This window comes from Occallatibacter sp. (assembly GCF_049510455.1).
Lineage (GTDB): Bacteria > Acidobacteriota > Terriglobia > Terriglobales > Acidobacteriaceae > Telmatobacter.
In genome coordinates this window covers 1-3,579 of the sequence record NZ_JBEKYX010000183.1, presented here as the reverse complement: position 1 = coordinate 3,579, position 3,579 = coordinate 1, and the positions used below count along the sequence as shown (strand labels likewise).

The following is a 3,579-nucleotide window of genomic DNA, read 5'->3' as shown; positions in this document are numbered from 1 at the left end:
CCTCAGACGCTGCCGTCCCAGGCCGCAACATGAGAGCATCTCTCCCGAAGGTATAAAGTTCGTGCGCCCCACCCTCATCGCGTATTTGCTTTTGCGGCCACGCTGGGGCCGCTCTACAGCAAAAGGAGAAATGCTCTGAGATGCAAGATCATTCCTTCCGCGTTCTACATGCGTGCAGAGTAGAAATAGCAGCGAAACCCTTTTCTGGCAGCCGTTGTCGGCATCATGGCCACCGCCAAATGAATACAGCAAATGAAGATACCGATAAAGCCATATATTCCAATGGCTTTATCGGTAAATACAGCAAGTTGACTTAGGGCGGTAATCAGAAGGGAATGTCGTCGTCGGAGATTTCGGCCTGGTTGGCGTATTCATCGGCGCCGCCGGAGGGCTGGCGCTGGTCAAAGCCAGCAGTGGAGCCACCGGTGGAACTGGATCCGCGGCTGCTGGAGCCGCCTTCTTCGCGGCCGGAGAGCAGTGAAACGTCGCTTGCAATAATCTCGGTGCGGTACTTCTTCTGGCCGGTCTCCTTGTCATCCCAGCTACGCGTAGTGATCCGTCCTTCGAGAAACAGCTTGTGGCCTTTCTTCACGTAGTCGCGGATGATCTCCGCGAGACGATCAAACGTCACGATGTTATGCCATTCCGTGCGTTCCTGAAAGTTGCCTTGCTGGTCCTTATAGCGTTCGGCGGTGGCCAGACTGAAAGACGCCACCATCTTGCCGCCGCCCGTGGAACGGATTTCGGGATCTTTGCCTACGTTGCCTAGCAGGATGACTTTATTGACGCTTTTTGCCATGATGAGTGCTCCAGTAAGGAGAAAGAATAGCAGACTGGGCGTTGTCTCAATCCCACCCTGGCCGGAAAAACAAAGACCCGGCGAGGGTAGGGCACCCGGAAAGAGGAGTTACGGCCGCAGCAGAAAAATCACAGATGCTTGTGGGTTTGGCTTTAACTAAAAGCAGATAGAATTCCTTTTCGATGTCAGCTTTAGAATCTACAAGAACGCCGCGGAAGAGCGTGCCTTCTCTTCAACTGTCCAGGAGCAAGGTGATTCCGAGCCCGATGTTTTGGGCTTTCTTCCGTGCTGCGCATACAACGATGCCTCCGCGCAGGGGAAGCTTTATGTCGCTACCGTGGAAATCTCCGGTCAGGAACACTACGCAGGCCATCTATTGTTTGGTGGAAAGTTCCCGCCGCTAGGTGTTCGTATAGAACTTTACATCGATTACCTCGTTCTAGGTCCTTAGACGTCTTCCAATCCCCCGGTGAACCCGGCATAGTCACGTCTGCAAATGCATCCGCCCAGCAAAGGCTCTACCTGTTCCAAAATGACGATTTGTACAGGATGACGTGCCGAACTGTTTTCTGGACGTCTACTAGAAGACGGAGTCCGCTACAAATGGATTGAACATCCAGTGCATTAGGAGCAATGCTTTGCAAGACGAAGTTCTCATTCTCGGTGGTGGAGTGGCAGGCTGTGCCGTTTCGATCGCGCTCGCTCGAAGGGCACGGAGCGTCACGCTAATTGAACGCGAACCCACATCTCGCCATAAGGTCTGCGGAGAGTTTCTAAGCGGTGAGGCCCTTGAGGATCTGCATGCACTCGGCATCGACGTGGCCTCTCTTGGCGCGGTGCCCATCGATTACGTTCGCCTTGCCGCAGCCAGACGCGCCGCGGAGGCTCAGCTGCCTTTTCCCGCAGCCTCGCTCACGCGCAAAGCGCTCGACACAGCGCTTATTGCCGAGGCCGTCGCAGCTGGAGTCCGCGTAGAGCGCGGTCGCAGTGTGCAGTCGCTCAGCCGTACGACAGCCAACGTCTGGCAGGCTACGTTTGATGACGGCACCAACTGCGAAGCTCCAACCGTCTTTCTCGCCACGGGTAAGCATGATCTGCGCGGCCACACGCGACCAAAGGACCCGGAGCAGTGGGTCGCCTTCAAGATGTATTTTCGCCTCGCTCCGACGCAGGCTGCTGAGCTAGCGGGCGCCTCCGAGTTGATGCTCTATCCCGGAGGGTACGGTGGTATCCAACCGGTAGAAGGCGGCATTGCAAACCTCTGCTGCGTGGTGCAACGGCGGCATCTCGCACGTGTCGGTCATCGCTGGGAGAACTTCCTCGCGAAAATGCAGCAGGACTGTCCACACCTCGCAATGAGGCTTGCCGGTGCGGAGCCGTTGCTCGCCAAGCCGATCGCCATCACCCATATCCCGTATGGATACATCCGACGCACAACCGAGGATGGGCTCTACTGCATCGGCGATCAGGCAGCTGTCATCCCGTCGTTCACCGGCGATGGCATATCCATAGCGCTGCACACTGCCCGCTGTGCCGCCGCTGCCTATCTTGCAGTAGAGCCGGCGCCGCTCTTCCAGGCTAACCTGCGTTCCGCACTGCTGGCCCAGATGCGTCTTGCCGAGTTCGCCGCCGACGGCTTGAACAACTCACTGGCGCGCGCTGTATTGCCGTTTTGTCTCAGGGTCTGGCCCGGCGTGATGCGCGTGACGGCCAGGCTAACCCGGGTCGCCCAGCCCGCCGCTGTTTCTCCACAGGCAGTCACCAGCTGAAATCGAGCCACGCCGTTAGTCAAAGCCCTCTAGGGGAGATGGAATGAAATCTTTCGCAGTCTTTGTTCTCGCCGTCATACTCGCTCCAGCCGCTCTCGCCCAGCATCAGACCTTCGCCGTCAATCTCGATGCCAGCGAGATCAAGATGACACTCAAAACGACCCACGAGGTCGTCCACGGCACGTTTCACATTCAATCCGGATCGATTGAGTTTGACCGCGGCAATCATAAGATGTCGGGTTCGGTGGCCATTCTGGCCGGCAGCGGGAAGACCGGTAACGACAGCCGCGATAAGAAGATGAATAAAGACATTCTCAAGGTGGATCAGTACACGACCGTGTCTTTTGCGCCCAAGACCTACAGTGGAACAATCGCGCTCTCTGGCGACTCAACCATTCAGGTGAGCGGAGTGTTCACTCTACTCGGCAATCCTCACGATCTGACGATTCCGATACAGATACACATCGATGGCTCGAAGGCAACGGTGAAGGGGCAATTCGTCGTCCCCTATGTTCAGTGGGGTCTCAAGAACCCGAGCTTCATGTTCTGGAAGGCTGAGAATGACGTTGCGATTGATCTCAATCTCGTTGGCCAGGTTTCTAACTAACTGACCATCCTGTTTGCACACTGTAATAGGGACCATTCCGTTCTAACTGCACTTGCTTTTCATGGAACTCAATCGGAGCTACAAGGAACTATGCCCAATTCTGTGTCTCACCTTACGCTGACGCGCAGACGTTTTACTCAACTTTCTGGAATGGCGGTCGGCTCACTCGCATTGTCCGGCACGACCCGCGCGGCGGCCGCGCCGGCGGACGTGACGCTTGAGATTGCGCCGTACACACTGGAGGCATCACCGAAGCATCACATCCGGACCGTGGCTTACAACGGCCAGATTCCCGGGCCGTTGTTCCGGATGCGTGAGGGAGAACCACAGTCTGTTGAGATTCGGAACCTGACGAAAGATTCGGAGGTTGTTCACTGGCACGGCCTTTACTTGCCGCCGGATAT

Annotated in this window: 4 protein-coding genes; 3 read left to right on the top strand and 1 reads right to left on the bottom strand. The window is 56.4% G+C overall.

What is annotated here, in order from left to right:
- Window positions 1–325: 325 nt before the first annotated feature.
- Window positions 326–799 (bottom strand): single-stranded DNA-binding protein, encoded by a 474-nt coding sequence (locus ABSG47_RS20585; protein WP_424172355.1) that lies wholly within the window; start codon window positions 797–799, stop codon window positions 326–328.
- Window positions 800–1,407: 608 nt separating this feature from the next.
- Here ABSG47_RS20585 and ABSG47_RS20580 point away from each other — a divergent pair.
- The 3 genes from ABSG47_RS20580 to ABSG47_RS20570 all read left to right on the top strand — a co-directional run.
- The gene (locus ABSG47_RS20580) at window positions 1,408–2,568 is read left to right on the top strand and encodes an NAD(P)/FAD-dependent oxidoreductase (protein ID WP_424172353.1); all 1,161 of its coding nucleotides are present in this window, start codon (window positions 1,408–1,410) and stop codon (window positions 2,566–2,568) included.
- Between the two features lie 43 nt (window positions 2,569–2,611).
- Window positions 2,612–3,175 carry a YceI family protein gene (locus ABSG47_RS20575; RefSeq protein ID WP_424172350.1) on the top strand — a complete coding sequence of 188 codons (564 nt, stop codon included), beginning with the start codon at window positions 2,612–2,614 and terminating at the stop codon, window positions 3,173–3,175.
- Window positions 3,176–3,265: 90 nt separating this feature from the next.
- The coding region (locus ABSG47_RS20570) for a multicopper oxidase domain-containing protein (RefSeq protein ID WP_424172347.1) at window positions 3,266–3,579 on the top strand (314 nt) is incomplete at its 3' end.